Here is a 25,534-nt window from a genome sequence, read left to right as displayed (position 1 = left end):
GCGGCCAGGACACTCCTGGTCACGCGTTGGGTGACTTGGTCATCCCCACCGTCGAACACGTTACCGAACTCCGCGGCATCGCGCCGCGTTTCCTCTCCCGCTCGAAAGCGGGAGTCTCCACGCTCAAGGAGATGTGATGAAGCGGATGCCCTGCATGGAGGCCGTCGTCGCCGTTCTGGAATCCGAGGGCGTCGACACCGTCTTCGGCATCCCCGGCGCGGCGATCCTCCCCCTGTACGCCGCGATGCGGAAAAGCTCGATCCGGCACATCACCGTGCGCCACGAGGAGGGCGGCACGCACGCCGCCGACGGCTGGGCCCGGGTCACCGGCAACGTCGGCGTCTGCCTGGGCACCTCGGGCCCGGCGGGCACCAACATGATCACCGGGTTGTACACCGCGCTCGCCGACTCCATCCCGATGATCTGCGTCACCGGGCAGGCTCCACGCGGCAAGCTCCACCAGGAGTCGTTCCAGGCGGTGGACATCGTGGAGATCGCCAGGCCGGTCACCAAGTGGGCGGTGCAGCTCAAGGAGCCCGCGCAGGCGCCGTGGGTCTTCCGCGAGGCGTTCCGCGTCGCGCGGTCCGGCCGCCCCGGGCCGGTGCTCATCGATCTGCCGATCGACGTGCAACGCGGCACGTGCCTGTACGACGAGGAGCTCGACGAGCCCTTCCCGGTGGACATGCCGGCGCCGCCTCCGACGTTCGTGCGGGCGGCGATGAGCATGCTCGCCGAGGCGCGGCGGCCGATGATCCTGGCCGGTGGCGGCGTGGTCATCGCCGACGCCGCGTGCGAGTTGCGCACGCTCGCCGAGCATCTGCAGGTGCCGGTCCAGGTGACGCTCATGGGGAAGGGCGCCTTCCCCGAGGACCACCCGCTGTTCGCCGGGATGGCCGGCACCCAGACCCAGACGCGCTGGGGCAACGCCGCGTTCCTGGAGAGCGATCTGGTGCTGGCCGTCGGAGCGCGGTTCGGCGACCGGCACACCGGAGATCTGGAGACCTACCGGCGCGGGCGCCGTTTCATCCACGTGGACATCGAGCCCACGCAGATCGGCCGGGTCTTCGAGCCCGATCTCGGTGTGGTGGGGCACGCCAGACCGGCGCTGCTGGCGATGGTCGACGAGGCCCGCCGCACCGGGCCGCCCCGCAAGGCGGGACGCTGGCCGCGGCGGGTCGCGGAGCTGCGCGGGACGCTGTCCCGGCGCGACGACTTCGACGACGTGCCCATCAAGCCGCCCCGGGTCTTCAAGGAGATCAACGAGTTCTTCGGCAGGGACACCACGTTCGTCACCGCCATCGGGCTCTACCAGATCTGGTCGGGCCAGTTCCAGAAGACCTATCTGCCCCGCCGCTACCTGGTCTGCGGCCAGGCGGGGCCGCTCGGCTGGGAGATCCCCGCGGCGATCGGGGTCAAGTGCGCCCATCCTGACCGGCAGGTCGTGGCCGTCGTCGGCGACTACTCCTTCCAGTTCCTCATGGAGGAGATCGCGGTGGCGGCCCAGTACCGCATCCCCTTCGTGATCGTGATGATCAACAACGAGTATCTCGGGCTGATCCGGCAGGCGGAGATGCCCTACGACATGAACTACGCGGTCGACCTGCACTACGGCGAGGGCGGCATCGACCACGTCAAGCTCATGGAGGCCTTCGGCTGCCCGGCGAGGAAGGTCGAGGCTCCCGGCGATCTGGCGGGCGCCCTGGCCTGGGCGAGCGGCACGGCGGAGCGGGAGCGGCTCCCCGTGCTCGTCGAGGTGATGGTCGAACGGGAGGCCAACGCCGCCATGGGCCCGTCCCTCGACGCGATCACCGAGTACGAGCCGCTCCCCGAGATGGCGCTCGCCGTCGACTGGTCGGACTGACTGAGGAGGCACCACATGTCGCTCGTGCTCAAACCCGCCACCTCCTGGTCCGACGCCTACGAACGGTGCCGCTCGGCGGCGCCCGAGGCGTTCCACGACGATCGCGTGCTCAACCGGTGGGGAGGCCGCTGGCGGCGGGACGGCCGGCCGGCGCCGGACTTCTCCCCGGTCGACGGCACCGTCCTGGCCGGGCCGCCCCGCCTCGACCGGCCGGCCGCCTTCAAGGCGGTGCGCGCGAGCGTCGACGAGCACCGGGAGTGGCGCCATGTGCCGCTGCGGGAGCGCGCCGCGCGGGTCACGGCCGCGCTCGACGCGATCGAGGCCCACCGCGACCTGCTGGCGCTGCTGCTGGTGTGGGAGATCGGCAAGCCGTGGAAGGCCGCGTGCGCGGACGTCGACCGGTGCGTCGAGGGCGTCCGCTGGTACGTCGCCGAGATCGACGGCATGCTGGACGGCCGCGGCCCGCTGAACGGCCCGGTCAGCAACATCGCCAGCTGGAACTATCCGATGAGCGTGCTCATGCACGCCATGCTCGTGCAGGCCCTGGCGGGCAACGCCGTCATCGCCAAGACGCCCACCGACGGCGGGCTGGCGTGCCTCACGCTGGCCTGCGCGCTCGCCGTCCACGAGGGCCTGCCGGTGACGCTGGTGAGCGGCGGGGGAGGCGAGCTGTCCCCGGCGCTGGTGCGCGGCCCGGACCTCGGATGCGTCTCATTCGTCGGGGGCCGGGGCGCCGGTGCGCAGGTCGCGGCCTCGCTCGCCGGCCTGGACCGCCGGCACGTCCTGGAGCAGGAGGGGCTCAACTGCTGGGGCGTCTGGGAGTACGGCGGCTGGGACCTGCTGGCGGGTCAGCTGCGGAAGACCTTCGACTACGCCAAGCAGCGTTGCACCGCCTATCCCCGGTTCGTGGTGCAGCGCTCGCTGTTCCACGAGTTCCTCTCGGCCTACCTGTCGGCCGTCGGCTCGGTGCGCTTCGGCCATCCGCTGGCCGTGGAGGATCCCGCCGACCCGCTGCCCGAGCTCGACTTCGGGCCGCTGATCAACAGCACGAAGGCCAAGGAGCTGGCAGACCAGGTGGACGAGGCCGTCGCCCGGGGCGGCGTCCCCCTCTACCGGGGCTCGCTCGAGGACGGCAGGTTCCTTCCCGGCCAGGACACCTCCGCCTACCTGGCGCCGGTGGCGCTTCTCGCGCCGCCGGGCTCCTCTCCGCTCGGCCACGCCGAGCCGTTCGGCCCGGTCGACACCGTCGTGCCGGTGGACACCGAGGCCGAGTTCCTGGCGGCCATGAACGCCAGCAACGGGGCGCTGGTGGCCACCATCTCCTGCGACGAGGAGGAGACCGCCCGCCGGCTGGCTGGCGAGGTCCGCGCGTTCAAGGTGGGGATCAACGCGCCCCGCTCGCGCGGCGACCGCGAGGAGCTGTTCGGCGGTCTCGGCGCGTCCTGGCGGGGCGCGTTCGTCGGAGGCGAGCTGCTGGTGCGGGCCGTCACCCTCGGCCCGGACGGCGAGCGCCTGCCGGGCAACTTCCCCGGCTACACGCTGTTGCCCTCTACGTGAGGTGTCAGCGGAGGGTGGCGGCGAGGGCGCCGGCGAGCCGGGGGGAGGCGAACTCGGTGCCGCACACGAACCGCAGCAGCGGGCCGAAGCTCGCCGCCGCCGGCAGGCCGGTGAAGTACAGCCCGGGGACCGACGATTCGAAGCCGCCGTTCAGCCGGGGGAAGCCGCCCGCCCTGGCCAGCCGGGCGCGTACGCCGGAGCCGAGGAAGTCCAGCGCGTCGAGGTTCACCTGGTAGCCGGTGGCGGCGATCACGTGGTCGGCGGTGAACGCGCCGGAGGCGGTGGCGAGCAGCACCTTGCCGCCGGACTCCCGGGCGCCGAGCAGGCGCGTGCCGGGGGTGATCGGCACGCCGCCGACGACGCGGTCCCTCAGCCACCACGATCCGAGCGGGCCGAGCACCCTCTTCACCAGGTGCAGCCGGGTCTCGGCCGGCAGGAACCGGAACGTCGGCGCCAGGTTGGCGAACGCGTACAGCGCCCAGGAGGGGCCGAGGCAGGTGTCGGGCGCGAGCCGCCTGCCCTGCGTGGGGTCGCCGCCCCAGCGGACCTCGCGCCGGGCGAGGATCCGCACCGACGCGCCGGCCTCGTGCAGCAGCGCGGCGGTCTCCAGGGCCGACTGGCCGGCGCCGACCACCACGACGTCGCGGCCGGCGAACGGGGTCAGGTCGGCGTGCTCGGAGGAGTGCGTCACCAGACCCGGCTCCAGCGCGCGCAGTTCCTCGGGCACGTGCGCGAAGCCGGTCAGGCCGCTGGCGACCACCACCTTCGCGGTCTCCAACTCCTCGCCGGAGTCGAGCTTGAGGTGGAACCGCCCGCCCTCCTCGTCGAGGGAGGCCACCCGCACCTGCTCGACGTCGCTCACGAGCCGCGACTGGAACCACATGCCGTAGTCCACGAACTGCTCGACGGGCACGGTGTCGTGCTCGCCGAGCGCGGGCAGGCCCGTCTCGGCGAGGTAGGCGGCGAGGGTGTGCCCGGGGGCGGGGGCCGACATGCTGGAGGCGCTGGGCGTCGACTTCAGGCGCATGCCGGCGGGCATCTGCTCGCGCCAGCTCGCCATGGGCGAGCCGAAGGTGCGCACGTCGAGGCCACGCCCACGCAGGTGCGCGGTGGTGGACAGACCGTAGGGCCCGGCTCCGATGACGACGACGGGGGTCATGCTGCACCCTTTCTGGTGACACGGCGGAGGCGGCCGGCGAGGACGGTGGGAAGGGCGCGCAGGCCGTGTCCCCGGGCCGCCGGGTTGGGACGGCGCCGGGAGCGCCACATCTGGAGCAGATGCGCGAACCCGGGTCCGATGAATCGGACGATCATCATGAAGAACGGACGCGGGTCGTCGCGCGCCACCCACGCCAGCTCGGTACCGCTGGCCCGGGCCGGCGCGGACGGGGTGGTGTAGCCGCTGCGCCGGTAGGCCAGCAGCGCCGGCAGGTCGATATTCTCCACGACCATGCGGCGCCCGTCGATCTGTGCCGACGCAGGCACCTCGCGGCCGGTGAGGTCCAGGTGCAGGGCGCGGACGACGTCGACGCCCGCCTCGGTCTCGAACAGCCGGAACTGCGCGCCCATGCGCGGGTTGAAGTCCAGCAGCTTGTACCGCCCGTCACGGCGGTCGTACCGCCAGTCGAGGTCGGCGACGCCCTGGAAGCCGATGTCCTTGATGAAGCGGGTGGCCAGGTCGGCCAGGGCGGGGTTCGGGACGGCGTAGGCGCAGGCGGTCATGCCCGCGTGTGGGGGCCAGGAGCGCACCTTGACGCCGGTGAAGCGGACCAGGCAGGCGGAGTTGGCGTCGCAGTACAGGTGGACGATCCAGTCCTCCGCCTCCTCGCGGGGCAGGTAGTCCTGGAGGATCACGCTGGGCGCGTCGCCCCACATCCGCGCGAGTGCCAGCAGCTGCTCGGCGTCGTCCAGGCGGGTGGTGCCGCCGACGACGGGGGCCCTGCGCCGTTCGAAGGCCTCGAGGTTCTTGGCGACCACGGGGAAGCGCGCCTCGGCGGCGTACCGGGCGACCTCGTCGTAGGAGGCGGGGAACGCCGCCCCGGGTGTCGGCGCCCCGTACTGCTCGCACAGCTCGTGCAGGCCGCGCTTGCTCGCGAGCATGCGGGGCAGCGCGGGGTCCACGGCGGGGAACAGGAAGCGGTCGCGCAGCTCGTCGCCGTGCTCGGCGATGAGGACGGCCGCTTCCTCGTCGGTGGGGATCAGCACGGTGGGCCGCCCGATGCGCCGCCCGATGTCGAGCAGCCCTTCGACCAGCCGCTCGCCCTCCTCCAGGCCGGTCGTCGGCCAGACGAAGGCGCCGGTGAGGTAGCGGGAGGCGGCGGCCGGGGTGTACCGGTCCTCGGTGACCGCGTACATGGGGACGCCGAGGCGGCCGAGGCTGCGGATCGCGCCCACCCCGCCGTGGTGCAGGGGGTAGTGCCCGATTTTGACGATCAAGGCGGGGACGGAGCGGTCCGCCTCGATCGCCGCGCTTCCCACGTGTGCCCCCTATGAAGCATGGAGCGACCAGGCGTTCCACGAGTGACCGGCCAGGAATTACTCCGCAACCACCAAAGCCACCACTATAACTCTCGAATCACCAGCAACAGACACAACTTCTCGTAACACTGCTTTCGAGCGAAAGAGACATTTATCTGTAAATGGCCATATTTCGCACCGGATGAGCGCTGCTCCGGCGGCACACGTCACCCGGGACGCAGGCGGTGGCGTCACGTCGTCCGCGAGGTCGTGGAGATCGAGGGGCCGCGCTGTGACGGGGTGAGCGGGGAAGAACGCGACGCGCTCCCGCGGCCCTACCTCGCCGAGTTGATGGCGAGCGGCGAGTATCCCAACCTCGCGCCGCTGCCGGCCGGCGGCGTCCGCGCGGCGGATGACAACTTCGAGCGGGGCCTTAAATGGCTGCTCGACGGCATCGCGGCCGAGCTGTCCCTGCCCTGAGTCGATCACGGTGGACGCTTGGAGCGAGCCATGCGTTGACACCGGGCATATGTCCACAACTGGTCACTACGTATGGTCACCAAATAACCGCGATTCGCTGCCCTAGGGGATATCAGGCGCGATAGTCGGAAGGTCCAGGTCTTCGAGATCGAAAGGCTGCGATGAGACCCCTCCGGCACCCCCTCGCACTGGTGGTCACGGCCATCGCGATGGTCATGTCCCCGCTCCTCGCCACCCCCGCCTCCGCCGACCCGCCCGAGGTGGCGCTCGCCCTGTCGGCGTCCCAGGTGAACGCCGGTGACCCGGTCACGGTCACCGTCACGGTCACCAACATCCACTCCTTCACGGTCCTCAACGCCACGGCCCGGGTGTTCACCACCCCGGCGGCGCTCCCGTCCTACGCGGCCCTCACCGGATGCACCGGGGCGATCGGGGCGTGCACCACGGTCTCGGACGCGAGCGGGCCCATCGGCTTCCAGGCACCCGTCGGGGCGCTGTCGGGTGGCGCCTCGGCCACCGTCGCCTTCACGCTCGAGATCGGCCAGGACGCCGAGCCCGGCGAGCAGGCGTTCCAGGGCGAGCTGCGCGGCTCCAACTACGCCTCGGAGATCGTCACAGGTCCCGTCCTGACCATCGTCAGCGAGGCGGACGCGGCCGTGAGCCTGACCGCCACGCCCAGGCTGGCCCTGCTCGTCCCGAAGATCGAGTTCACGGTGCGGGTCACCGACAACGGGCCGGGCGTGCTGCGTCATGCGACCGTCACCACGCCGCTCCCGGCCGGGCTCAGCGCCGTGTCCGGTGACTGCGGCACCGGCTCGGGCACCGTGACCTGCACGATTGGGCAGGTCGGCCTCGGCGCGACGGTGACCAGGAAGTTCTCCGTCCCGGTGGGGCTGCTGAACATCGGCGTGCCCTACACCTTCACCGCCACCCGCACGGCCTCCGACCCGGCCGACCCCGTGGCCGCCAACGACGCCGGCCAGGTGCGGTGCACCGTCGTGTCGGTGGTCCTGGTGAACTGCCGCTGACCGGTGGGCGACCATCGTCCCCTCCCATCTCCATCGGCCCTCTCCTCCGGCGCGTGCCGGGGGAGAGGGCTCCTCGCGCGAGGGGCCGGGGCGGGCGGCCGATAACCTACGTGCCATGTTCCCGAGTCTCACGGCCGCGCGATGATCGGCCCCCTGGCCACGGCTCTGATCATCGGGGCGCTGGTGCTCGCGGTGCTGTGCGTGATCGTGGCCATCAGGGACAGGCCGATGGGCGTCGTGCTGCTGGCCGGGCTCGGGGTGCTGGAGCTCGCGCTGCTGGCGCAGGCCGTCATCGGCATCGTCAAGGTGATCGGCGGCGAGGGCTCCGGCGAGACGGCGACGTTCGTCGGCTACCTCCTGGGCTCGATCGTGATACCGCCCGTCGCGGCGTTCTGGGCGCTCGGCGAGCGCACCCGGTGGGGGCCCGCGGTCGCCGCCGTCGCCTGCTTCGCCATCCCGGTCATGGTCGGCAGGCTGCTGCAGATCTGGCAGGGGACACCATGACCGGCGCCCCGGTGAACACCGGCCCGGGGCGTCTGCTCGTCGCCGTCTACGGCGTCTTCGCGCTCGCGGCCGGCGCCCGCGCCGGCGTGCAGATAGCGACGCGGTTCCACGAGGCCCCGCTGGCCTACCTGCTGTCCGCCTTCGCGGCCGCGGTCTACGTGGCGCTCGCCCGCGGCGCCCGCCGTACGGCCCTCGCGGCCTGCGCGATCGAGCTGGCCGGGGTCCTGATCGTGGGCGCGCTGAGCGTGATGGACGCCGCGGCGTTCCCGCGCGCCACCGTGTGGTCGGGCTTCGGCAGCGGTTACGGGTTCGTCCCCCTGGTGCTGCCGCTGATCGGGCTGTATTGGATTTTTCATACGAGAAAGTCCGAATAGCGCACTTCCTTGAGGGCAGGTCAGGTCTCCGTACCCACAGAAAGGGAGGAAGCCTGATGAGCACCATCGAGCATTCGGTCGACGTGGCCGTGCCCGTGCGGACGGCCTACAACCAGTGGACCCAGTTCGAGAGCTTCCCCGAGTTCATGGAAGGGGTGGAGTCGGTCAAGCAGATCGACGACACCCGCTTGGCCTGGAGCGTCCAGGTCGCAGGCGTGCACCGTGAGTTCGAGGCGGAGATCACCGAACAGCGCCCCGACGAGCGGGTGGCCTGGCGCTCCCTGGAGGAGCCGCGCCAGGGCGGCGTGGTGACCTTCCACCCCCTCGACGACGACAGCACCCGGGTCATGCTCCAGATGGAGTTCGAGCCCGAGGGGGTCGTCGAGACGGTCGGCGACAAGCTGCAGCTCGTCCGCATGCGGGTGCACGGGGACCTCGAGCGCTTCAAGAAGTTCGTCGAGTCGCGGGGCCACGAGACGGGCGGCTGGCGCGGCGAGGTGCCCGCGCCGCTCGACGGCGACTCCAGCGCCGCGTCCCGTATGGCGCCGGACGCGGACGTGATGCCGGGCACGGGGACCACCGCCGGCCCCGGAGTGACGCCGGCGAGCATGCCGGGCACGGCCACCGGAACCGGGCCCGCGTACGGCGCCGGTGAGCCGATGCCGCCGCAGCCGGTCCAGCGCGAGTACCCGCCGGAGACCCCGCTCCCGGCCCCCGGCAGCGGGCCCGTCTCGCCTCAGGGCACCCCGCGCTGGGACGACGAGCCGCCGCTCACCCCCGAGCGCCTCGCCTGACGCCGCCGGAGCGGAACGAGAGGGGGACGGGCCCGTGCCCGTCCCCCTCTCGCCGCTACGGGGAGGGCCCCGCCGGGCTTCCCTCACCCCGGGGCAGAGCGACATCCGTAAGTCTGTTAACATAACGGACATCCAGTCATCCCATGATTCGATGTCTCTTGGACTTTACGGAGGTCGGCGCCCCGCATGAGCGTGCTCGCACAGGACCCGGCAACGACGGTCGCACCGCGACGCGGGCCGGCGATGCCGCTCACGTGGCTGGTGACGCTCGGCATCGTGCTGGCGGCGCTCAACCTCCGCACCGCCGTCACGAGCGTCGGCCCGGTCCTGGACCAGGTCACCGGAGCACTCGGCATGTCAGGGGTGGTCGCGGGCCTGCTGACCACGCTGCCCGTGCTCTGCTTCGCCGTGTTCGGCGCGGCGACCCCCGCGCTCGCCCGGCGCACCGGTGAGCACCGCCTGCTGCTCGGAGCGCTCCTGCTCCTCGGCGCCGGGCTGCTCCTGCGCGTCATGATCGACTCAAGCGCCGTGTTCCTGGCCGCGAGCGTGCTGGCGCTCTCCGGGGGCGCGATCGGCAACGTGCTGATCCCGGCCCTGATCAAGCGCCACTTCCCGCACCGCACCGGGACCATGACGACCCTGTACGCGACGGCTCTGGCCGTCGGCACCATGCTTGCCGCAGCCGCGACGGTCCCGATCGAACGGGCCGCCGACGGCAACTGGCACGTCGCCCTCGGTGTGTGGGCGGCACTCGCCGCTGTGGCCGCCATTCCGTGGCTTGCGCTTTCGCGCAGTGAGCCGGAGCGGGACAGCGGGCGAGAGGACGCCGGGCCGCGAGCATTGGTGCGCAGCCGTCTTGCCTGGGCGATCGCGGGGTACTTCGGCACCCAGTCGCTCATCGCCTACGTGATGTTCGGCTGGCTGCCGCAACTTCTGCAGGACAAGGGGTACACCAGCGGCGAGGCCGGCCTGAGCATGGCCGTCTTCTCGGCCCTCGGCATCCCCGTCTCGCTGGCCGTGCCGGCGATCGCCGCGCGCGTGCGGGACCAGCGTCCGATGGTCGCCGGTCTCGCCCTGCTGTACGTCGCCGGCTTCACCGGCATGCTGGTGGGCCCGGCCGCCACGCTGTGGATCTGGGTGCTGGTCGTCGGCGTGGGAATGGGCTCCTTCCCGCTCGCCCTGACGATGTTCGCGCTGCGCACCCGCACGGCGGAGGTCACCTCGGCCCTGTCCGCCTTCGCCCAGAGCACCGGGTACCTCATCGCCGGCGCCGGCCCGCTCGTCGTCGGGGTGCTGTACTCGGCGACCGGCGGATGGACGCTGCCGTTCGTGCTCCTGTTCGCGGTGATCGTGGCGCAGGTCCTCACCGGCTGGTACGCGGCCGGCGACCGCTACCTGGAAGACGAGCCGGCCTGACCGGCGCGGCTCACGTTCCCATGCTCTGTTCCCACCCCGGACCAGGGCATGGGAACAGCCGGGACCCGGCGCCGCGTCAGGCTCGGTGCTGATCGGCTCGGGGAGCCACGGGCCGACGTAGGCCTCGCGCCGCGCCTTCACCCTTCTCAGCCGGTCGATGGCCAGCCTGCTGGTCACCCGGACCAAGTAGGCCCTCGGGTCCTCGACCTGCGCGGGGTCGACCTGCGCCCAGCGCGGCCACGCCTCCTGGACCACATCCTCGGCGTCCGCGGCGCTGCCGAGAATCCGATAGGTGACCCCGGCGCGTCGTCAGGCGGGACGAACTCAGAGCGTGTAGCGCGGATCCGGGAGATCAGGTGGGGCGACGCTGGTGTTCGATGTACTGCTTGGTGATCGTGAGAGGTGCGCCGCCGCAGGAGGCGGCGAAATGGGACGGTGACCACCAACGGCCGTGCTCGACGTCTTCGGTTCCCACGCGGTGGTCGAGTTCCTATAGACTGTCCGCGCATCGCAAGGGGCTATGGCGCAGCTGGTAGCGCGCCTCCATGGCATGGAGGAGGTCTGGGGTTCGAATCCCCATAGCTCCACCCTGCGGCAGAGGCCACCTCCCATCAGCGGAGGTGGCCTTTCGCGTGCCGGGGGCAGGGCGCCGTTAGAGTGGCGGGCGGACGATCCGGCGGGTGAGAGGGCAGGGGTTCGTGGACATCGACGCGGCGCAGGCCGGCGGCGGCGCGATCGCGGAGCCCCGGGTGGTGGTGCGGCGCACGCTGCCCACCGAGCCGGCCGTCCGCGCCGCCGCGTCGCTGTTCGTCGCCGAGGCCGAGCGGCAGGGCATCCGGCCGGGCCGGCGCATGCTCCAGGTCGGCCCCGAGCCCGCCAGCGCGCGCATCGCCGAGGCGCTGCGCGTCGACCCCGGGCAGGACGTGCTGGCGCGGCGCAAGCTGCTGCTGGCCGACGGCGTCCCCGTGCGCATCGCCACCAGCTACTTCCGCCTCGACCTCTTCGGCGGCACCCCGCTCGGCGCCCCCGGCTTCATCCGCCCGAGCCTGCAGGCCGGCATCGAGGCCCTCGGCCACCGCTTCGGCCACGCCGAGGAGGAACTGCTCGCGCGCCGGCCCACCGGCTTCGAGCGCGAGACGCTGCGGCTCGACCCGGGGGAGTGGATCGTGCAGATCGTGCGCGCGGCGTACGCCACCGACGGCACGCCCGTCCACGTCCTGGAGACCATCTGCGCCGCCTCTCGCCACGTCTTCCCGATCAGCCAGGTGACCGGCGCCGACGAGTTCTGACGCGCGCACGGGAAAACGGTTCGCTGGCCTCGCTCGATCGCTGGCACACTGTCCCGCATGGTGTGGAGGTTCGCCGCGACCCTTGACGAGTTCCCGGACGCCGCCGAGGCGTGGCTGCGCCGCGACCCCGTGCGCAACACGGTCCCGCTGACCGTGCTGGGCCGCATGCGCCACGGCCTGTGGCTCGACGGTCCCCTGCTCGGCTGGTTCACCGCCGGCGGGGAGGTGCGCGGCGCCGTCCTGCACACGCCGCCCTACCCGCTGCTGCTCGGAGACATCCCGCTCGACTCGGTGGCCCCGCTCGCCGAGGGGCTGCGCGACCGCGATCTGTCAGGGGTGAGCGGGCCGCTGGCGCAGACCGACGCCTTCGCCGCCGCGTCCGGGCGCCGCGAGTCGGGCCGCATCTCACAGCGCCTCTACCGCCTGGACACCCTCCTGCCGCCGTCGTACGACGGCGCCGGGCGCCTCGCGGACGAGGGTGACGTGGAGCTGGTCGTGCGGTGGATGGAGGCCTTCCTGGAGGAGCCGAGCCCGACGCCGGGCGCGGCGACCCCACGCCGCAGGTCAAGCACCGCATCGGGCGGGGCGAGTTCGTGATCCTGGAGGACGGCGGCAGGCCGGTCGCGATGGCGGGCTTCTCACGCCCGATCATCGGCATGTCGCGCATCGGCCCGGTGTACACCCCGCCGGAGGCCCGCAGGCGCGGGTACGGCGCGGCGGTGACCCACGGCGCGACCCGCGCGGCCGAGGAGGCGGGCGCCGACCTGCTCCTGCTCTTCACCGACCTGGCCAACCCGACGTCGAACTCCATCTACCAGGCCCTGGGCTACCGCGCGGTCGCCGATTACGCCTCGATCACACTGGCCGAGCAGGGCTGAACGTTCCCGGTCCCATGGCAGGGCCTGAACAGGCGCCCGTACCCCGCCGGTCACCGGCGCGGGCGGGCCGGCCAGCGCGAGAGCCCGCGCGGAGAGCTGGAAGACCACCAGGGCGGACAGCAGCAAGGCGATGATCAGAGGCGACCGCCCTCTCCGCCTGCCGCCGGCACGTGCCGCCTGCGCCTCACGGTACGGATCGTTCATCGCCGCCTCCGGGGCGGTACGGGTCGGGTGCTTTTCCCCGCGCTCATAAAGCGCTGATCATTATATGTAGCGTTATAGCGTCAACTCATGTCCTGACTGGCCTTGACTTGGCGTGTGGTATCCCTCTATCTAATTAGAGCAAAGAGACGGCTCAGTGTTGGGTGGAATGGATGACAGCGAGACGCTCGCGCCCGGCGCATCGGGCCGCTCAGGCCGATGCCTTCGACCGCATCGGCGATCGGTACGACGAGGCGTTTCCCTACAAGGGCGGCCAGATCGCCTCGGCTGAATGGATACTGCGAAAGCTCCGCCCCGGCGCCCGGGTGCTCGACGTCGGGTGCGGCACGGGCATGCCGACGGCCAGGCAACTGGTGGACGCCGGGTGCGAGGTGACGGGCATCGACATCTCGCCCGTCATGCTGGCCCTCGCCCGCAGGAACGTGCCCGAGGCGGACCTGCGCAGGCTCGACGTCGTCGAGGTCGACGAGGACCTCGGCCGGTTCGACGCGATCGTGGCCTACTTCTCGCTGTCGATGCTCCGGCGGGACGAGATCATGGCGACGCTCCTGCGCCTGCACGAGCTGCTCGTACCCGGCGGCTGGCTGGCCCTTGGCATGGTCGAGATGGACGTCGACGACGTGCCGATCCGCGTTCTGGACACGTCATTACGGATGACGGGATATGCCAGATATGCGCTACGGGCCGTCGTCGAGGAGGCCGGTTTCAGCGTGCGCGAGCAGATGGACCTCGCATACGTTCCCGCGACCGAGGACGAACCACTCGAAATGCAGTTGTTCCTCAACTGCCGGAGAAACACTTTCTGAGTGGTCACGGCGCGGGCACGGTTCGCGGTCGCTTAGGTGACGGGTCCGGCCACCGGCACCCGAGGGGCCGTCGTAGGAGGTGACACCGAGGGAGCCTCCTATGAAGTCACGAATCCTCGTCTGCGTTCTGATCGCGCTCGCCCTGCTCGTCTCCGCCTGCGGCGCAAGCTCCAACGAGACGTCCGGCGCGCGCGAACCGTCCCGCCCCGCCGGCGGCACGGGCCAGGACCAGGCGGCGCCCGCGCGCAGCGAGTCCGCACCCACCGCGCCGAGCCCGCCGGGCGAGGCACGGGACGAACCGGCGGACCAGATCTCCACCTTCGCCCTGGACGTCGACACCGCCTCCTACGGCTACGCGCGCGGCAGCCTGAAGGAGGGCCGCCTGCCCGACCCGGCGCAGGTCAGGCCAGAGGAGTTCGTCAACGCCTTCCGGCAGGGATACCCCGAGCCGCCCGGCGACGGCTTCGCCCTCCAGCTCGACGGGGCCAAGGGCGCGGCGGACGGCACCGCGCTGCTGAGAGTGGGCCTGCAGACCCGCACCGCCGACGCCGCCGCCCGCCGGCCCGCCAGCCTCACCTTCGTGGTGGACGTCTCGGGCTCCATGCGCGACCCCGGCCGGCTGGACCTGGTGCGCGACGCCCTCCACACGCTGGTGGACCAGCTGGGGCCGGGCGACCAGGTGTCGATCGTCTCCTTCAGCGACCGGGCGCGGCTGCGCCTCCCCATGACCCCGGCCGGCGAGCGCGACGACCTGCACGCCGCCATCGACACGCTCGTCACAGAAGGCTCGACCAACTTGGAGGCCGGGCTGGTCACCGGGTACGAGGAGGCGTCCCGCGCCTTCCGGCCGGTCGCGACCAACCGCGTCATCCTGCTCTCCGACGGCCTGGCCAACAACGGCGACACCTCCTGGCAGGGCATCCTCGACCGGGTCGAGGAGTACGCCGGACGCCGGATCACGCTGCTGTGCGTCGGCGTCGGGCGCGAGTACGGCGACACGCTGATGGAGCAGCTCGCCGACCACGGCGACGGCGCCGCGGTCTACGTCGCCTCCCGGGAGGAGGCGCGCGAGATCTTCGTGGAGCGACTGCCGGCGAGCCTGGACCTGCGGGCCCGCGACGCCAAGGCGCAGGTGGCCTTCAACCCGGCCACCGTCGCGTCCTACCGGCTGCTCGGGTACGAGAACCGGGCGCTGGCGCAGGAGGACTTCCGTAACGACGCCAAGGACGGCGGTGAGGTGGGGCCCGGCCACGCGGTCACCGCGCTCTACGCCGTGCGCCTGCGCCCGGGCACGTCCGGGCAGCTCGCCATGGCGACGGTGCGCTGGCAGGACCCCGACACCCGCGAGCCCGCGGAGACCAGCCGCGCGGTGGACCTCTCGGAGCTGTCGGGCTCCCTGTGGGGCTCGGCGCCGCCGCGGCTCCAGGTGGACGCGGTGGTCGCCGCCTTCGCCCAGCGGCTGAGGCACGCCGACGACGAGCTGTTCACCGAGAGCCTCGGCGCCCTGGCGGAGCACGCGGGACGGCTGGCGACGGCGACCGAGGACCCCATGGTCACCGAGCTGGCCGAGCTGATCCGCACAGCAGGCTCGCTGCGGTGAGGGGACCGGCCAGGTGGGGCCGCCGGCCGCGGAGCGCGGTCAGGACCGCCCGAGGATCGGGACGGCGGCCTTCCGGGGATCGTCGCTGAAGTAGAAGTCGTACATCGCCTGGGCGAACTCGTCCTTGCCGAGATGGCCGTCGCCGTCGGTGTCCAGCAGGATGAACGCCTCGCGCGCCTCGGCGGTCTCGACCTCGTAGGCCGCCCAGAGGCGGAGGTACTCCTCCATGCTGAGCCGCTGGTCGCCGTCGGCGTCCAGCGCGTCCCACAGCGCGTCGGTGATAGGCCAGACGATCGCCACGATGAACCGGGTGCGGTCGAGCGTGGGGGAGACGGCGTACTCGATGTACCTCTGCCGGCTGATGCGGCCGGTGTCGTCGGTGCCGACCGCGGCCATGACGTTCTCCCAGACGTGGGCGTAGGCGTCCAGCAGGCCGACGCGGGAGGGCGCGTCGGCGGAGAGGCCGAGACGGTCGGCCAGCTGGATGCCGACCAGGCGCATGTCCTCCTTGTCGATGTAGCCGTCCTGGTCGACATCGCTGGTGTCGAACGCGGATCCGGCGTTGAGCGCGTGGGGGCTCGAATGCATCTCGGCTCCTAGCGGGCGGGCGCGTGGGCGCCTAATCGTTACCCTCAGTGAGACGTGGTGTCAACGCGTGACAGCGTGGTGACCAGGAAACCCTGCCCGGGAGCGCGCGAGATGGGAAGAAGGCCCCCGTACAGGTGGCTGACCAGCGGCATCGGACGGGGGTAGCAGAACACCGACGAGCCGGTGCCAAGGATCGCCGGGGTGTCGACCACGAGCGGTAACTCGCCCAGCAGGAACGGCACCGCGATCTCGGCCCTCTCGCGGCTCACCGCCTCCTCCGGACCGCTGGAGATCACCGGTACGACCGCCTCGAGGCAGGCGTCACGGAAGGCGGCGTCGGTCGCGTACAGCCGTTCGGCCGTGGCGCGCATGGCCGTGTAGGGCCGGTTGGCGGTGAGGTCGGACCAGCTGAACACGGCGACCGAGCCGGGGGCGGCGCCCAGGTCGCCGAGCGCCCGCCTGACCCGGTTGCGGGTGTTGTTGATCGCCATCCTGGCCTTGCGCCTGACCTTGCCCGCCGCGTGGCCGCGCCCGCGCAGGGTGCTCTCCAACTCGCTGCCCGGCAGGAGCACGTCCACCCGGGCGAACGTCGCGAGGGCCCAGCGCAGCAGCTCGGTGATCGTGGCCTGCGAGAAGTATCCGTTCAGCGCGCTGACGCCCACGAGGGCGTGCTCGCGCCCGGCCACGATGCGCGAACAGGTGCTCGTCAGGGGCCGGACGGTGACGTTCCTCATGCCCGGAAAGTAGCAAACGCGGACACCTTTCGTAGTTGGATGGCCACTATTGGTAGTTGAACGCTTTTATCGCAGTCGTGGCACCCCGGCCGGCGTGGGCGGGCGTCCGAGCGACGTCGCCCCGGCCCCGGTACCGCGTCAGGGGGCGGCCTGGGACGTCCGAGCGGTTCGGCTCGCGGGGCGAAGTCCGATACACTGGCGGGGCACCACGCGGCCGGATGGCCGTCCGTGGCGTCACCAGGGGCTATGGCGCAGCTGGTAGCGCGCCTCCATGGCATGGAGGAGGTCTGGGGTTCGAATCCCCATAGCTCCACACCCCGCACATCTCATCCCGATGCCGCCTCATAGCAGGCGGCATCGGCGTCTCACCGCCCGTTCAGCGGTGCGTTCTGAGCACCGGGCGCAGCGCGTCCAGCACGGAGGCGTCCTCGATCGTGGAGGGCACCGGCTCGTCGGCGCCGTCGGCGATGCCCCGCATGGTCTTGCGGAGGATCTTCCCCGAGCGCGTCTTGGGCAGCCCCGGCACGATGTCCACCCGCTTCAGGCCGGCGACGGCCCCCACCTGGTCGCGCACCATGCGGACCAGTTCGTCGCGCAGGCTGCCGTGGTCGATCTCGACTCCGCTCTTGAGCACCACCAGGCCGCGCGGCACCTGCCCCTTCAGCTCGTCCGCGACCCCGATCACCGCGCATTCGGCCACGGCGGGATGGCCCGCGAGCGCGGCCTCCATCGAACCGGTGGACAGGCGGTGCCCGGCCACGTTGATGACGTCGTCGGTACGCCCCATGACGAACAGGTAGCCGTCCTCGTCGACATGGCCGCCGTCGCCGGTCAGGTAGTACCCCGGATAGGCGGACAGGTAGGACGCCAGGTAACGCTCGTCGTCCCGCCAGAGCGTGGGCAGCGTGCCCGGGGGGAGCGGCAGCCGTACGCAAATCGCGCCGTCCACTCCCGGAGCGCAGCGCTCGCCGACGATGTCGAGGACCCGCACGTCGTATCCGGGCACCGGGACGGTGGGGGAGCCCGGCTTGATCGGCATGGGGTCGAGCCCGCGCAGGTTGGCGGCGACGGCCCAGCCGGTCTCGGTCTGCCACCAGTGGTCCACGACCGGCACGCCCAGCCTGTCGGTGGCCCAGTGGTAGGTGTCCGGGTCGAGCCGCTCACCCGCCAGGAACAGCGTCCTGAGCGACGAGATGTCATGCTCGGCCAGGAGCGACGCCTCCGGGTCCTCCTTCTTGATCGCGCGGAACGCCGTCGGCGCGGTGAACAGGGCGTTCACCCCGTAGTCGGAGATCACCCGCCAGAACGCCCCGGCGTCCGGCGTGCCCACCGGCTTGCCCTCGTACAGGATCGACGTCGCGCCCAGCAGCAGCGGGCCGTACACGATGTAGGAGTGGCCGACCACCCAGCCCACGTCGGAGGCCGCCCAGAAGACCTCCCCGGGCGCGATGTCGTAGACGTTGCGCATGCTCCACAGCAACGCGACCGCGTGGCCGCCGTTGTCGCGCACGACGCCCTTGGGCTTCCCCGTGGTGCCGCTGGTGTACAGGATGTAGAGCGGATCGGTGGCGGCGACCGGCACGCACTCGGCGGGCTCGGCCGCGGCCATCGCCTCGTGCCAGTCGAGGTCGCGCCCGGGCACCAGCGTCGCGGGAGCCTGCTCACGCTGGAGGATCACGCAGTGCGCGGGCGTGTGCTCGGCCATCTCCAGCGCGCTGTCGAGCATCGGCTTGTACTCGACGATCCTTGACGGCTCGATGCCGCACGTGGCCGACACGACGACCGCCGGCCGGGCGTCGTCGATGCGTACGGCCAGCTCGCGGGGGGCGAAGCCGCCGAACACCACCGAGTGCACGGCGCCGAGGCGGGCGCAGGCCAGCATGGCCACGACCGCCTCCGGCACCATGGGCATGTAGATGACCACCCGGTCGCCCTTGCCGGCTCCGAGCGAGCGCAGGACCCCGGCGAACCGCGCGACCTGCTCCAGCAGCTCCGCGTAGGTGTAGGTGCGAGCCGTGCCGGTGACCGGGCTGTCGTATATCAGCGCGGCCTGGTCCCCGCGCCCGCCGGCCACATGCCGGTCGAGGGCGTTGTGGCAGGTGTTGAGCTCCCCGCCGGCGAACCACCGGTAGAACGGCGCCGCGCCGTCGTCGAGCACCTTCGCGGGCGCGCGATCCCAGGTCACGGCCTCGGCGGCCTGACCCCAGAATCCGTCGGGGTCGGCGATGCTCTTCGCGAAGGCGTCCGCGTACGACATGGTCACCTGCTCACCCGCCAATCTGTCGGACCGCCATCATGACTCACCGGTTGCTCCGGCGACAGAGCGCGAGCCGTCCTGCCCGGACGGAATGGGCCGGGAGGAGGCGCCGGGGGAGTAGGGGGCGGAGGCGGCGGGCTTGAAGGTGTGCCGGTAGGTCAGGGGCGCCACCCCCACCGTGGCGTGCAGATGCTGGCGCAGCGAGACGGCCGTGCCGAAGCCCGCCCGGGCGGCCACCTGGTCGACGGGGAGGTCGGTGGTCTCCAGCAGGTGGCGGGCGTGCTCCACCCGCTGCCTGATGAGCCACCGCGCGGGGCTCAGGCCGGTCTCCTCGCGGAAGCGGCGGGTGAACGTGCGCACGCTCATGCGCGCGTGCCTGGCGAGGGTGGGCAGGTCGAGCTGCTCTCCCAGCCGTTCGAGCATCCACGCCCTGGTGGGGGCGGTCGTGGCGCCTCCGGGCTCGGGCAGCGGCCGCTCGATGAACTGCGCCTGGCCGCCCTCCCGCCAGGGCGGGGTGACGCAGCGCCGGGCGACCCGGTTGGCCACCTCGCTCCCGTGGTCGCGGCGGATGACGTGGAGGCACAGGTCGATGCCGGAGGCGACCCCGGCGGAGGTGAGCAGGTCGCCGTCGTCGATGAACAGCACGTCGGGGTCGAGCAGGACGCGGGGGTACAGCGACCGGAACAGATCGGTGTTCCTCCAGTGGGTCGTCGCCGGCCGCCCGTCGAGCAGCCCCGCGGCGGCCAGCACGAACGCGCCCGTGCAGATCGACATCATCCGCGATCGGGCGGCCGCCTCCCGCAGGGCGTCCCGCACCTCGCCGTCCAGCGTGCCGTCGAGCATCGGCGACCCGCCGTGGATGCCCGGGACCACCACGGTGTCCGCCGTGCGCAGGGCCGACAGGTCGTGGTCGGGGAGCACGCTGTACCCGGCCGATCCGCGTACGGGGCGCCCGCCGGGGCTGCACGTGATCACCTCGTACAGCGGGCGGCCGTCGGCGTCCTCGGCGATCCAGAAGACCTGCCCGGGAATGCCCAGGTCAAGAGTGGCGAAGTGGTCGAGTGCGAGGACCACGATGCGATGAGCCATGGCCCGATCCTTGCACATATTGGCTTTCAAGCCACTCGCCGGGTATGGCCAGGTCATCCACTATGTCGGCATGACCTTGAACGTGAAGCGAAGGCCACGACTGCATCGGGCCTGGGTGGTGGCCGCGGTCGCCTTCGTCGCGATAGTCGGGGCCGCGGGATTCCGCGCCACTCCGGGAGTCCTCATCACCCCGCTCGAGGAGGACTTCGGCTGGACCCGGGGGACCATCTCCCTCGCCGTCTCGGTCAACCTGATGCTGTACGGCCTGACCGCGCCCTTCGCCGCCGCCCTGATGGACCGCCTCGGCATGCGCCGCGTCGTGGCCTGCGCCTTGCTGCTCGTCGCCCTCGGCAGCGGGCTCACCGTGTTCATGACGGCGAGCTGGCAGCTCGTCGCCTGCTGGGGAGTGCTGGTCGGGCTCGGCACCGGCTCGATGGCACTGGTCTTCGTCGCCACGGTCACCGACCGGTGGTTCGTACGCCACCGGGGCATCGTCACCGGCGTGCTCACCGCCGGAGGAGCCGCCGGCCAGCTCATCTTCCTGCCCGTGCTCGCGTGGATCGCCGAAGGACCGGGATGGCGGGTCGCCGCCCTGGTCGTCGCGGGAGCCGCGCTGGCCGTCGTCCCGCTCGTCTGGTTCCTGCTCCGCGACCGCCCCGAGGAGGTCGGCCTCACCGCCCTCGGTGCCGAGCCCCCCGCCCCGGTCGCCGATGGCGACCTGCCCGCACCCGCGCTCTCATCCGGAGGGAGTGGCCGCACGGCCGCCCCGGCGCGAGGCGAAACCCCCGTCGCACCGGCGGCGCGGCGCGGCGGCGCCGCCGTGCGGGCGATCACCGTGCTGAGGTCCGCGGCCCGCACCCGGTCCTTCTGGTACCTGGCGGGCGGCTTCGCCATCTGCGGCGCCAGCACCAACGGCCTGGTGGGCACCCACTTCATCCCGGCCGCCCACGATCACGGAATGGCCGAGACCACCGCCGCCGGCCTCCTCGCCCTCATCGGCGTCTTCGACATCGCCGGGACGGTGTTCTCCGGCTGGCTCAGCGACAAGGTCGACCCGCGGCTGCTGCTCGGCGCGTACTACGCCCTGCGCGGCGCCTCGCTGCTGGTGCTGCCGGTCCTGTTCGCCTCGACGCCCGAGCCGAGCATGCTGGTCTTCATCATCTTCTACGGCCTCGACTGGGTCGCCACCGTGCCCCCGACCGTGGCGCTGTGCCGCACGATCTACGGGCCGGACGGTGCCGTGGTGTTCGGCTGGGTGTTCGCCTCCCACCAGATCGGCGCCGCCATCGCCGCGGTGGCCGCCGGCGTGACCCGCGACCACCTCGGTCACTACGACGCGGCCTGGTACGGGGCGGGGCTGCTCTGCGCGATCGCCGCGATCATGTCGCTGCGGATCGCCAGGAACGCCGGCGGCGCCACTCCCGGCGGCGCCACGACCCAAGAACCGGTGGCCGTGACCGGCTCACGCGCCTGACCTCCCCCACGCCCGCGGGCCCGCGGGCCCGCGTCCAAAGGATGGACGTCTTGGACCGCTACCGCTGCGGGCCTGAGATCCTTGGGGCGTGAACGGGCCAGACCAGAGAGTGCTCCCCTTAGTCGTCCGCATCGAGCGTGCCACGCCGCCCGAGCGCACCGATGCCCTCGAGGCGGCGGCGCTGGCCGTGCTCACCCTGCTGACCGACGAGCGCGCGGTGAGCGGCGAGTGGGCGGAGGCCGTGCAGGCGTGGGAGACCATCGGCATCAGGAAGGTCGTGCGCCGGGCCAGGGGGACCGAGTGGCGACGCGTGCAGGAACTGCCGGGCATCACGGTCACGCTGCGCTCGGCCGAGGTGCGGGTGCACCCGCCGATCCCGCTCGACGCCTGGCCCAAAGAGCTGTCCCGCCTGCAGGTCTCGGGCACCGACCTCACCGACGCCGCGCCGCCGGAGCCGCCCCCTCCCGGTGCCGCGGTGCTCTGGTTCAACCCGTCGCTGGACATGTCGGCGGGCAAGGCGATGGCCCAGGCCGGGCACGCGGCCCAGCTCGCCTGGTGGGGCACCGACGAGCCGACCCGTTCGGCCTGGCACGCGGACGGCCTGCCGGTCGCCGTGCGCACCGCGGGACCGCGGCGGTGGGCGGCGCTGGTGGAAAGCGGGCTTCCGGTCGTGCGTGACGCGGGATTCACCGAGATCGAACCTGGCTCGCGAACGGTCGTCGCCGACGCCCCCTGGCTGCGGGCCGGCGGCCACCGTCCCGCCGGGTGGGGTCCCCTTCGCGACCCGTCCCGGTAGTTCCGTCGGGCGCCCTGGTCCATGATCGTTTTTGCTGGTACGGGCCCTGGAGCCCTGGCCGGCCCGCCCGCGAGAACCGTTGACCGGGGCGTGAACGCAAAGGTCAGAGCGTACGAAAACCTCTATGCGGTAGGGACTCGTTCCCGAAGTGTGATCGGGAACTCGGGCATGAATGGGGGATTTGTCGTACGCTCCCCTCGTGCCAAATGGGGTGGGTGGGAACTACGGGACCAAGGCCGTCCCAACGTACGTAATGGCAGAAGCGGAGACCGCACCGCTGCCGAAGATCACGATCGAGGAGCCTCCGCCGTCACCTCCGCCCGCCAGGCGCTCGCTGATCGCCCGGCTGGGCGACCTGCCGATGCGCGTCATCTACCGGATCGCCGTCGGGGGCGTCGCCACCCTGGCCGTCGTGGCGGCGGCCGTGGTCTTCCTCGTGGTGGACCGGGGGAAGCCGGCGCCCACGGCCGCGTCCGCGCTCCCGGCTTCGTCTCCGCCGGCCGCGTCCTCGGACCCCTCGGACCCCTCCGCCCCTTCGGCTTCGGCGGACTTCTCGGCCTCGGCGGATCCCTCGGCTTCGGTGGACCCCTCGGCCCTGGCCTCCTCCGCGGCGCCGTCCGCCGCGGCATCGGGGACCACGGCACCCGGGACTTCCGCGACCTCCGGGGCCTCGGGACCCTCCGCCGTCTCCGCGCAGGCCGGGGCGACCCCGGTGCCGACCCCGGTGCCCGGCAGGAGCGCGCTCGCCGCCGCCGAGGCGGACCCGCGCGTCCCCGCGCCGCCCTCCGTACGCAAGCTCGCCGACTTCCCCGGGCGAGGCGCTCCCACTAAGGGGCGGGTGAAGGACAAGCGGTCCGGCATCACGTTCACGCGCTTCACGAAGGCCTGGAAGCTCGTGAAGTCCGCGCCGTTCGGCACGCGCCGGGTGCTTCCCGTGGTGAAGGGAGCGGGCCACCGCGGGATGCTGGCGACGTGCCCGGTCCCGATCGCGATCCAGGACGAGCTCAAGGACACCGCCTACCTGGCGGCACGCTGGACCCTCAACTACCACCCGGACGGATCCACCATCACGTGGACCGCGTCACAGGCGATCAAGGCGGGCAAGCAGAAGGGCTGGCTCCTCGGCTACCAGGTGCACTACAAGGTCGACGGCAAGAAGCGCGTCTCGACCGCGGCCGTCGCCCTGATCGACGTCCCCTCCGCCAAGCCTGCCATGGTCTTCATCACGATTCCCGACGCCCAGAAGAAGCGCCGCCCCGACATCAACACCCTGATATCCAGCCTGCGCGTCCTCTAACCCGGCGCCACTCACCGACGGCGAGCTTGCGCGTCCTGTAGTTCGGTGCCACTCACTTCGGCCGGGTGACCTTTCCATTTCGTCCCGTCCGGTGCCTGCACACCGATACCACGACGGCGAGCTTGCGCGTCCTGTAGTTCGGTGCCACTCACTTCGGCCGGGTGACCTCTCCATATCGTCCCGTGCGGTGCCTGCGCATGGGCAGCGCGACGGCGAGCTTGCGCGTTCTCTGGCTCGGTGTCATTTACCTCGGCCGGGGTGATTTCCCCGTTTCGTCCTGTACGGTGCCTGCGCGTGGGCGCCGTGATGGCGTGCTTGCGTGTCGTGTGGCTGGGTGTCACTCACCTTCGCCTGGGTGACTTCCCCGTTTCGTCCTGTGGTGCCGGTGTATTGGCGCCGCGGCGGCGAGTAGTGGTGCGGCGATGTCGGCGCCACCATGCGGCGGGGAACCCGGCGAACGTTCGTGGACGGCTCGCCGGCGTCGTCGTCGTGCCGGGCGGCAGGGCCAACGTTCGCGGGGACCGCAGTAGGCTCGGGAGACATGACAGAGATCGTCCTCGCCTCCTCTTCGCCTGCCCGGCTGGCGCTCCTGCGCAACGCCGGGCTCGACCCTGCAGTGATCGTCAGCGGCGTAGACGAAGAGGCCGTCACCGCCGACACACCCGCCGATCTCTGCCTCACCCTGGCGCGCGCGAAGGCGTCGGTGGTGGCGGAGGGCCTCTCCGAGGGCCTGGTCATCGGCTGTGACTCCGTCCTGGAGCTCGACGGGCGCGCGCACGGCAAGCCCGCCTCGCCCGAGGAGGCCGTCGCGCGGTGGCGGGCGATGCGCGGCCGTACGGGCAGGCTCCTCACCGGGCACTGTGTGATCGACGCCGCGACGGGAGCGGAGGCGGCCGAGGTCGGCTCGACCGTCGTGCGCTTCGGCACGCCCAGCGATGAGGAGATCGCGGCCTACGCCGGCAGCGGGGAGCCGGTGCGCGTGGCGGGCGCCTTCACCTTGGACGGCCTCGGCGGCTGGTTCGTGGACGGCATCGACGGAGACCACGGCAACGTGCTCGGCATCTCGTTGCCCCTGCTCCGCCGCCTCTTCGCGGAGCTGGGAGTTCCTGTGACATCTCTCTGGAAACAGGGATCTTTGCGCTGATCTTGCGACTGTCCGGACGGGAGGCGTTACCCTGCCGGGCATGAACAGCATCGGGCAGCCCATCCGCCGCGGGATCGGTGGCTTCGCCGACGGGATCAAATACTTCTTCCAGGGCCTCGGCTGGGTCGCGCGCAACCCGCGGCAATGGCTCTTCGGGCTCATCCCGGCCCTGATCGCGCTCGTGCTCTACATCGTCGCCCTGGTGCTGCTGGGCAATCACGCGGGGGACCTCGCCTCGTGGGCCACGCCGTTCGCCGACGACTGGAGCGAGGTCGCCCGCGACGGTCTGCGGTTCCTGCTCGGCCTCGTCGTCTTCGCGCTCGGGCTCGTACTGGCCGTCATCACCTTCACCGCCGCCACGCTCGCGATCGGCGAGCCGTTCTACGAGAAGCTCTCCGAGCGCGTGGAGGAGGACATGGGCGGTGTCGAGAAGGCGGCCGACATACCGCTCTGGCGGTCGATCGCCCGGTCCGTGCGCGACAGCCTGATCACGCTGGTGTACGTGCTGATGTTCACCATCCCGCTGTTCGTCCTCGGCTTCGTGCCGGTGATCGGCCAGACCGTGGTCCCGGTGCTGGGCGCCGCCGTGTCGGGCTTCTTCCTCACGGTGGAGCTGACCGCGCTGGCCATGGAGCGCAGAGGGCTCGCGCGTAAGCAGCGTTTCGCGGTGCTCCGCGCCGATCGGTCACCAGCTCTCGGGTTCGGGGTGCTGGTCTTCCTGATCTTCCTCATTCCCTTCGGCGCGGTGGTGGCCATGCCCGCCGCCGTCGCGGGTGCGACCATCATGGTCCGCGCCCGGCTCGTGCCCGGCGGCCCCGCCGGCGGTCCGCCTCGCCCCTGACGACCATGACCTGAATGCCGTTCGGTTCGTTGTCCACAGAATCTCACT

The 25,534-nt window shown here is 71.8% G+C and carries 25 protein-coding genes, 2 tRNA genes and 1 pseudogene; 20 read left to right on the top strand and 8 right to left on the bottom strand.

What is annotated here, in order from left to right; genetic code table 11:
- Window positions 1-136 precede the first annotated feature (136 nt).
- Window positions 137-1,861: a glyoxylate carboligase gene (gcl, locus tag MYF83_RS04590; RefSeq protein WP_248958884.1), complete on the top strand. Its 1,725-nt coding sequence runs from the start codon at window positions 137-139 to the stop codon at window positions 1,859-1,861.
- Window positions 1,862-1,876: 15 nt separating this feature from the next.
- Window positions 1,877-3,418: an aldehyde dehydrogenase family protein gene (locus tag MYF83_RS04585; RefSeq protein ID WP_248958883.1), complete on the top strand. Its 1,542-nt coding sequence runs from the start codon at window positions 1,877-1,879 to the stop codon at window positions 3,416-3,418.
- Between the two features lie 4 nt (window positions 3,419-3,422).
- Here the strand turns inward: MYF83_RS04585 and MYF83_RS04580 are convergent, their stop codons facing one another.
- The gene (locus tag MYF83_RS04580) at window positions 3,423-4,577 is read right to left on the bottom strand and encodes an NAD(P)-binding domain-containing protein (protein ID WP_248958882.1); all 1,155 of its coding nucleotides are present in this window, start codon (window positions 4,575-4,577) and stop codon (window positions 3,423-3,425) included.
- Window positions 4,574-5,896: a carboxylate--amine ligase gene (locus MYF83_RS04575; protein ID WP_248958881.1), complete on the bottom strand. Its 1,323-nt coding sequence runs from the start codon at window positions 5,894-5,896 to the stop codon at window positions 4,574-4,576. Before MYF83_RS04575 ends, MYF83_RS04580 begins: the two co-directional genes overlap by 4 nt.
- A 279-nt stretch (window positions 5,897-6,175) precedes the next feature.
- Here MYF83_RS04575 and MYF83_RS04570 point away from each other — a divergent pair, with 279 nt between their 5' ends.
- The 6 genes from MYF83_RS04570 (at window position 6,176) to MYF83_RS04545 (ending at window position 10,471) form a co-directional block, all read left to right on the top strand.
- The gene (locus MYF83_RS04570; protein ID WP_248958880.1) at window positions 6,176-6,355 is read left to right on the top strand and encodes a TetR/AcrR family transcriptional regulator C-terminal domain-containing protein; all 180 of its coding nucleotides are present in this window, start codon (window positions 6,176-6,178) and stop codon (window positions 6,353-6,355) included.
- Between the two features lie 161 nt (window positions 6,356-6,516).
- Entirely contained in the window at window positions 6,517-7,383 is an 867-nt protein-coding gene (locus tag MYF83_RS04565; RefSeq protein WP_248958879.1) for a hypothetical protein, read from the top strand.
- Window positions 7,384-7,524: 141 nt separating this feature from the next.
- Window positions 7,525-7,887 carry a hypothetical protein gene (locus MYF83_RS04560; protein ID WP_248958878.1) on the top strand — a complete coding sequence of 121 codons (363 nt, stop codon included), beginning with the start codon at window positions 7,525-7,527 and terminating at the stop codon, window positions 7,885-7,887.
- A complete protein-coding gene (locus MYF83_RS04555; RefSeq protein WP_248958877.1) occupies window positions 7,884-8,261 on the top strand; it encodes a hypothetical protein in 378 nt (125 codons plus the stop codon). The genes MYF83_RS04560 and MYF83_RS04555 overlap by 4 nt, the downstream gene beginning before the upstream one ends.
- 56 nt (window positions 8,262-8,317) lie before the next feature.
- Window positions 8,318-9,055: an SRPBCC family protein gene (locus tag MYF83_RS04550; protein ID WP_248958876.1), complete on the top strand. Its 738-nt coding sequence runs from the start codon at window positions 8,318-8,320 to the stop codon at window positions 9,053-9,055.
- Window positions 9,056-9,241: 186 nt separating this feature from the next.
- Window positions 9,242-10,471 carry a CynX/NimT family MFS transporter gene (locus MYF83_RS04545; RefSeq protein ID WP_248958875.1) on the top strand — a complete coding sequence of 410 codons (1,230 nt, stop codon included), beginning with the start codon at window positions 9,242-9,244 and terminating at the stop codon, window positions 10,469-10,471.
- A 69-nt stretch (window positions 10,472-10,540) separates the two neighbouring features.
- On the opposite strand, the pseudogene MYF83_RS04540 reads toward MYF83_RS04545, so the two are convergent.
- A pseudogene (locus MYF83_RS04540) lies at window positions 10,541-10,771 on the bottom strand (sigma factor); the annotation flags it as partial.
- Between the two features lie 52 nt (window positions 10,772-10,823).
- Window positions 10,824-10,946 (bottom strand): transposase, encoded by a 123-nt coding sequence (locus MYF83_RS04535; RefSeq protein WP_372500086.1) that lies wholly within the window; start codon window positions 10,944-10,946, stop codon window positions 10,824-10,826.
- Window positions 10,947-10,985: 39 nt separating this feature from the next.
- Between MYF83_RS04535 and MYF83_RS04530 the strand changes: the two genes are divergently transcribed.
- The 6 genes from MYF83_RS04530 to MYF83_RS04505 all read left to right on the top strand — a co-directional run bounded on the left by MYF83_RS04530 (window position 10,986) and on the right by MYF83_RS04505 (window position 15,266).
- Window positions 10,986-11,058, top strand: a tRNA-Ala gene (locus MYF83_RS04530).
- 93 nt (window positions 11,059-11,151) lie between these two features.
- Window positions 11,152-11,760: a GntR family transcriptional regulator gene (locus MYF83_RS04525; RefSeq protein WP_248958874.1), complete on the top strand. Its 609-nt coding sequence runs from the start codon at window positions 11,152-11,154 to the stop codon at window positions 11,758-11,760.
- A gap of 57 nt (window positions 11,761-11,817) precedes the next feature.
- On the top strand, window positions 11,818-12,357 hold the full coding sequence (locus tag MYF83_RS04520) for a hypothetical protein (protein ID WP_248958873.1): 540 nt from the start codon (window positions 11,818-11,820) through the stop codon (window positions 12,355-12,357).
- Window positions 12,354-12,638 (top strand): GNAT family N-acetyltransferase, encoded by a 285-nt coding sequence (locus MYF83_RS04515; protein WP_248958872.1) that lies wholly within the window; start codon window positions 12,354-12,356, stop codon window positions 12,636-12,638. Before MYF83_RS04520 ends, MYF83_RS04515 begins: the two co-directional genes overlap by 4 nt.
- A gap of 374 nt (window positions 12,639-13,012) precedes the next feature.
- Window positions 13,013-13,666, top strand: a complete 654-nt coding sequence (locus tag MYF83_RS04510; RefSeq protein WP_248958871.1) for a class I SAM-dependent DNA methyltransferase — start codon at window positions 13,013-13,015, stop codon at window positions 13,664-13,666.
- A 100-nt stretch (window positions 13,667-13,766) separates the two neighbouring features.
- Window positions 13,767-15,266, top strand: coding sequence for a vWA domain-containing protein (locus MYF83_RS04505; RefSeq protein WP_248958870.1), 1,500 nt, complete (start codon window positions 13,767-13,769; stop codon window positions 15,264-15,266).
- A 39-nt stretch (window positions 15,267-15,305) separates the two neighbouring features.
- On the opposite strand, the gene MYF83_RS04500 is transcribed toward MYF83_RS04505, so the two are convergent.
- Both MYF83_RS04500 and MYF83_RS04495 read right to left on the bottom strand, forming a co-directional pair.
- Window positions 15,306-15,854 (bottom strand): EF-hand domain-containing protein, encoded by a 549-nt coding sequence (locus MYF83_RS04500; protein ID WP_248958869.1) that lies wholly within the window; start codon window positions 15,852-15,854, stop codon window positions 15,306-15,308.
- Between the two features lie 44 nt (window positions 15,855-15,898).
- Entirely contained in the window at window positions 15,899-16,588 is a 690-nt protein-coding gene (locus tag MYF83_RS04495; RefSeq protein WP_248958868.1) for a tRNA-dependent cyclodipeptide synthase, read from the bottom strand.
- A gap of 240 nt (window positions 16,589-16,828) precedes the next feature.
- Here MYF83_RS04495 and MYF83_RS04490 point away from each other — a divergent pair.
- Window positions 16,829-16,901, top strand: a tRNA-Ala gene (locus MYF83_RS04490).
- A 63-nt stretch (window positions 16,902-16,964) separates the two neighbouring features.
- On the opposite strand, the gene MYF83_RS04485 is transcribed toward MYF83_RS04490, so the two are convergent.
- A complete protein-coding gene (locus MYF83_RS04485) occupies window positions 16,965-18,845 on the bottom strand; it encodes a propionyl-CoA synthetase (RefSeq protein WP_248958867.1) in 1,881 nt (626 codons plus the stop codon).
- Between the two features lie 36 nt (window positions 18,846-18,881).
- Window positions 18,882-19,934, bottom strand: coding sequence for a GlxA family transcriptional regulator (locus MYF83_RS04480; protein ID WP_248958866.1), 1,053 nt, complete (start codon window positions 19,932-19,934; stop codon window positions 18,882-18,884).
- Window positions 19,935-20,004: 70 nt separating this feature from the next.
- Here MYF83_RS04480 and MYF83_RS04475 point away from each other — a divergent pair, with 70 nt between their 5' ends.
- The 5 genes from MYF83_RS04475 to MYF83_RS04455 all read left to right on the top strand — a co-directional run bounded on the left by MYF83_RS04475 (window position 20,005) and on the right by MYF83_RS04455 (window position 25,486).
- The gene (locus MYF83_RS04475; RefSeq protein ID WP_248958934.1) at window positions 20,005-21,408 is read left to right on the top strand and encodes an MFS transporter; all 1,404 of its coding nucleotides are present in this window, start codon (window positions 20,005-20,007) and stop codon (window positions 21,406-21,408) included.
- 109 nt (window positions 21,409-21,517) lie between these two features.
- Complete coding sequence (locus MYF83_RS43600; protein ID WP_248958865.1) at window positions 21,518-22,204, top strand: peptidyl-tRNA hydrolase; 687 nt, start codon at window positions 21,518-21,520, stop codon at window positions 22,202-22,204.
- Between the two features lie 253 nt (window positions 22,205-22,457).
- Window positions 22,458-23,501 (top strand): hypothetical protein, encoded by a 1,044-nt coding sequence (locus MYF83_RS04465; RefSeq protein ID WP_248958864.1) that lies wholly within the window; start codon window positions 22,458-22,460, stop codon window positions 23,499-23,501.
- A gap of 541 nt (window positions 23,502-24,042) precedes the next feature.
- Window positions 24,043-24,645, top strand: coding sequence for a Maf family protein (locus MYF83_RS04460; protein ID WP_248958863.1), 603 nt, complete (start codon window positions 24,043-24,045; stop codon window positions 24,643-24,645).
- 40 nt (window positions 24,646-24,685) lie between these two features.
- Entirely contained in the window at window positions 24,686-25,486 is an 801-nt protein-coding gene (locus tag MYF83_RS04455; RefSeq protein WP_248958862.1) for an EI24 domain-containing protein, read from the top strand.
- Window positions 25,487-25,534 lie beyond the last annotated feature (48 nt).

Origin of the sequence: Sphaerisporangium perillae (genome assembly GCF_023276435.1) — a bacterium.
Taxonomy (GTDB): domain Bacteria; phylum Actinomycetota; class Actinomycetes; order Streptosporangiales; family Streptosporangiaceae; genus Sphaerisporangium; species Sphaerisporangium perillae.
Note: the sequence above shows the minus strand (reverse complement) of the source record. Positions and strands in the feature narration are given on the sequence as shown.

Coding starts and splice junctions, on each gene's coding strand:
- MYF83_RS04460 (WP_248958863.1), top strand. CDS start 24,043: ATGACAGAGATCGTCCTCGCCTCCTCTTCGCCTGCCCGGCTGGCGCTC.
- MYF83_RS04560 (WP_248958878.1), top strand. CDS start 7,525: ATGATCGGCCCCCTGGCCACGGCTCTGATCATCGGGGCGCTGGTGCTC.
- MYF83_RS04485 (WP_248958867.1), bottom strand. CDS start 18,845: ATGTCGTACGCGGACGCCTTCGCGAAGAGCATCGCCGACCCCGACGGA.
- MYF83_RS04520 (WP_248958873.1), top strand. CDS start 11,818: ATGGTGTGGAGGTTCGCCGCGACCCTTGACGAGTTCCCGGACGCCGCC.
- MYF83_RS04480 (WP_248958866.1), bottom strand. CDS start 19,934: ATGGCTCATCGCATCGTGGTCCTCGCACTCGACCACTTCGCCACTCTT.
- MYF83_RS04510 (WP_248958871.1), top strand. CDS start 13,013: ATGACAGCGAGACGCTCGCGCCCGGCGCATCGGGCCGCTCAGGCCGAT.
- MYF83_RS04500 (WP_248958869.1), bottom strand. CDS start 15,854: ATGCATTCGAGCCCCCACGCGCTCAACGCCGGATCCGCGTTCGACACC.
- MYF83_RS04585 (WP_248958883.1), top strand. CDS start 1,877: ATGTCGCTCGTGCTCAAACCCGCCACCTCCTGGTCCGACGCCTACGAA.
- MYF83_RS04580 (WP_248958882.1), bottom strand. CDS start 4,577: ATGACCCCCGTCGTCGTCATCGGAGCCGGGCCCTACGGTCTGTCCACC.
- MYF83_RS04565 (WP_248958879.1), top strand. CDS start 6,517: ATGAGACCCCTCCGGCACCCCCTCGCACTGGTGGTCACGGCCATCGCG.
- MYF83_RS04505 (WP_248958870.1), top strand. CDS start 13,767: ATGAAGTCACGAATCCTCGTCTGCGTTCTGATCGCGCTCGCCCTGCTC.
- MYF83_RS04495 (WP_248958868.1), bottom strand. CDS start 16,588: ATGAGGAACGTCACCGTCCGGCCCCTGACGAGCACCTGTTCGCGCATC.
- gcl (WP_248958884.1), top strand. CDS start 137: ATGAAGCGGATGCCCTGCATGGAGGCCGTCGTCGCCGTTCTGGAATCC.
- MYF83_RS04475 (WP_248958934.1), top strand. CDS start 20,005: ATGACCTTGAACGTGAAGCGAAGGCCACGACTGCATCGGGCCTGGGTG.
- MYF83_RS04555 (WP_248958877.1), top strand. CDS start 7,884: ATGACCGGCGCCCCGGTGAACACCGGCCCGGGGCGTCTGCTCGTCGCC.
- MYF83_RS04545 (WP_248958875.1), top strand. CDS start 9,242: ATGAGCGTGCTCGCACAGGACCCGGCAACGACGGTCGCACCGCGACGC.
- MYF83_RS04550 (WP_248958876.1), top strand. CDS start 8,318: ATGAGCACCATCGAGCATTCGGTCGACGTGGCCGTGCCCGTGCGGACG.
- MYF83_RS04465 (WP_248958864.1), top strand. CDS start 22,458: ATGGCAGAAGCGGAGACCGCACCGCTGCCGAAGATCACGATCGAGGAG.
- MYF83_RS04455 (WP_248958862.1), top strand. CDS start 24,686: ATGAACAGCATCGGGCAGCCCATCCGCCGCGGGATCGGTGGCTTCGCC.